This is a genomic window from Methanospirillum sp. (assembly GCF_028679455.1).
Taxonomy (GTDB): Archaea; Halobacteriota; Methanomicrobia; order Methanomicrobiales; family Methanospirillaceae; genus Methanospirillum.
Genome location: NZ_JAJRBM010000040.1, coordinates 1 through 3613, shown reverse-complemented (window position 1 = coordinate 3613; position 3613 = coordinate 1). Strand labels below are relative to the sequence as shown.

Genomic DNA, 3613 nt, shown 5'->3' with positions numbered 1-3613 from the left:
TCCGCGATAATAATTCTCGCCATATTGTCGCGTTCTTCTTGAGCCTGGCGTGCAATCGCAATTAGCATATTTTAATGAAGTAAAACATCCCTGATGGTGACGATATAAATATGTATTCCCCAGGGTTCGGTTATGACTTTAAGATCTGATTGGATCTTCTTGTTCAAAGAGTCACGATCTGAAAGAATCGTATCCAGTTCAATCTGACCGAGGAGATCCCTCAGGGTGGTTTGAGCAATGAGTGCCGCCGCCGCCTCGTAATCTTCGACCTCGATGATTGCACGGCATGCATCAATAACCCGGTAATAGATAATGGCATCGACATCAACACTGATGTTATCATGGGTTATGACCGTCTGTTTCGGAACATCGAGTTGTCTTACACGGAGATCCACTTTTACCATCCGATCAACAAAAGGGATGATCGCAAATAATCCCGGGCCTTTAAGGCCGTTTGACTTGCCAAACCTGAAAATAACCGCTCGTTCATACTGGCGGGTAATCTTGAAAGTAAGGATGATCAAAACAAGGATACATCCTCCTCCTACGAATACTTCTATGATCTCAATAATCGACATCTTTTAGCCTCATCTTCTTTTTGCGGGTTTATTCTGCTATAGTCAGAGATTCGTCTGGTAAATGCTGTTATGCACATAATGAGCGATCTGGTTGCTATCTAACTCCTCGAGACGATAATACGAGGCATTCAGGTCACCAGCAAGTTGGAGTGCACGGCCCAAATGGGGAAATCCGGATTCAGTATCGATCACCACAAATTTAACCCGGCTTTCTGCAAGATCTCTTGCTACCCTGGATAGTTCTTCAGAAGGAGATCCATTATTCACGGGAACATTCACCCTGCCGTCTGTCAGGATAACAATAGACTTATTCTCGTCTGCCATGGCAAATTTACCCCGGGTAAACAGGTTGTAGGCCTCAGTAATTCCTGTTGTCAGGGGTGTCATGCCTCCCGTGGGGATAGTTCGTAACATTTTCACGGCAAGATCTGAGCTGCGGGTAGGGGGAAGGAGAAGTTCTGCCTCAGTACCCCGAAATATCATGAGCCCTATTCGATCGCGTTTCTGGTACGCATCGGTTAAAAGAGAGAGGATTGCCCCCTTTACTGCAACCATGCGTTGATTTGCACCCATCGATCCACTGGCATCCACCAGGAAAAGGATGGTATTCGCGACTTTCTTCTCCCTGACTTTTTCACGTAGATCTGTCTTTTTTACCGAGATTGCCAGGCCTTTTCTCTCTCTCGTGATCTGGTATGGAGCTGCGGCACGGAGGGTTGCATCAAGAGCAATGTCATTGCGGTTTTTCGAAAGGATCCTGTACGTGTGGTAATGACCGGATGAATCAGAACTGATTACTCTCGTTCTGCGCCCACTCTTCTGTTTTTGGGTTGTCTGCCTGGATTTTTCGTCTAAATACCGGATTACGGCAAAGGTTGCTCCTACATCAGAGATCTGATCCTCAAGTGGCGGGGGATTAAACGGCTTCTCATCCTTTTCGGTCTCTTTTTCGTTGTTCTGCTGGGGATTTGATTTCAGATCCTGGGAATCATTTTTTTCGGATGATTCCGAATCGTTTTTTTGATCCTTCTTATCGTCATCTTTTCTCTCATTCTGCGGTGGCGGAGGGGGAGGAGGGAGTGGTGGTTGATCCTCTGTATCGCCCCGCCGATGTTCAAGGGTAAATAATGCTGCCAACTTGATATCATCCAATATAACGGAGTCTCTTCCGTCTAATGCTGCCAACACTTTTGCCGTTCTTGCAGCAGCAATATCGCCCCTCTGTCCGGATACCCGGAGTTTTACACAGAGTGACGATATTATCTCTGAAAAGTTATCTGACAAGATGATGCTTGGTAAACGATCCTTTGCCGAGTGTATGTTCTGTTTCAGTGACTCTGTTTGGGGTCCATAATTCAGGATGAAATCTTCTCCTTCAAATTCGAATTGAAAATTTCTTCTGATAATTTCTGCCCTCAATTCACTCTCTTCGATAGGATCTACCCGGATGCAGAGATCAAAGTGATCTAACTGGCTCATCGAGATCTCTCCCTCTTTGGGATCCATGGTTGCAAGAAAGGTAAATCTGGTTCTAATCTGCTTCGAGAGGCCTTCCCGCTCAAGAATATAGTATCCGGTCTCAACAATATTCAGGATGTTTTTTACCAGGCCCGGATCCATCAGGTTGATGTTGTCTGCATAGACGATCTGATTATCACCTTCTGCAAGAATGCCAGGGATAATCTGAATAGTGCCGTCAATAACAGCCTTTTCCAGATCTATCATTCCCAATAACCGGTCATAGGTGATATTTTGCGGAATGGTAAAAATTTTTGTTTTATCATCAAGGAGCGATTCAATCGAACGGACAAGCGTTGATTTAGCAGTACCACACCCGCCTATGATCAATACGGAACTGATATCCTCGCTCGTTAATGCACACAGCAGGGCCTTTTTTGCATTCTCCTGGCCGGTAACTGCCACAAAAGGATACATTACCGTCATGAGTCTTCGTAGCACTCCACGATCAGTTTTTTTATGCCACCGAGATCTGCCTTGCTCTCTTCGAAGGGTTTGCGTCTCATACGATGGGGAAGGGATAAACTCGCTGCTTTAAGGACATGATTATGCTTTACCTGTGTCTGGCCATTCAGGGCAGCAAAAGCGAGGGCGGTTTTCACAAGAGTGAGATCAGATCGATGTCCATCGACACCCATGAAGAGGGCTATCTTTACGGCAGTATCAATCAGGAGATCATCAGGCCTTAACTCCCCAATAATTTCTTTTGCCCGCATGATCTTATCCCGGATCGTCTGTTGCTGAGGTTCGTACCTTTCGCGGAAGGAAAAGGGATCCCGTTCAAAGTCGAGTCTTCTCCGTACAACCTCGGCACGCTGAAGACTGTCCTTTTCACCCTCCACATCAACGACCAGACCAAATCTATCGAGTAACTGGGGTCTGAGATCACCCTCCTCCGGATTCATTGTACCGACCAAAAGAAACTTTGACGGGTGTGAATAAGAGATTCCTTCACGTTCGACAAAATTTACACCCATCGCCGCCGCGTCAAGAAGGAGATCTACAATATGATCATCAAGAAGGTTTACTTCATCGACATAGAGGATATTGCCATTCGCCATGGCGAGTACACCCGGCTCAAATTTTTTCATACCCTTGGTAATAGCCTGTTCAATGTCCAATGTTCCGGCAACCCGATCTTCTGTAGCACAAAGGGGTAGTTCGACAACCTTCATCCGAATATATTCCGATAACGGCTTTTCTCCGGATGCAATCTTTTCCCGGCAATTATTACAGAGATTTCTTAAATCAGAAGCACTGCACCTGAATATACAGCCTTTCATGACTTCACGGTCAGGCAGAAGGTCTGCTGCTGCCCGGACGGTTGTTGATTTTGCCGTTCCCTTCTCTCCCCTGATAAGAACCCCGCCGATTGATTGGTAAACAATATTCGCGAGAAGAGCATCTTTCATGTTCTCTTGTCCGACAATAGCAGAAAATGGGTATACAGGTATTTCATTCGTCATATTCAGGGCTCCATACAGAATATTCTGAAAAAATCCCCTTCGATTGGATTT

General features: G+C 45.7%; 3 protein-coding genes. All 3 read right to left on the bottom strand.

Going from position 1 to position 3613, the window contains the following annotated elements; genetic code table 11:
- Positions 1-71 precede the first annotated feature (71 nt).
- A complete protein-coding gene (locus tag LUQ50_RS01145) occupies positions 72-578 on the bottom strand; it encodes an SPFH domain-containing protein (protein WP_300034919.1) in 507 nt (168 codons plus the stop codon).
- A 42-nt stretch (positions 579-620) separates the two neighbouring features.
- The gene (locus tag LUQ50_RS01140) at positions 621-2537 is read right to left on the bottom strand and encodes a VWA domain-containing protein (RefSeq protein WP_300034916.1); all 1917 of its coding nucleotides are present in this window, start codon (positions 2535-2537) and stop codon (positions 621-623) included.
- Positions 2519-3613, bottom strand: a 1095-nt coding sequence (locus LUQ50_RS01135; protein ID WP_300034913.1) for an AAA family ATPase, incomplete at its 5' end; no start/stop codon positions are given. The genes LUQ50_RS01135 and LUQ50_RS01140, both read right to left, overlap by 19 nt.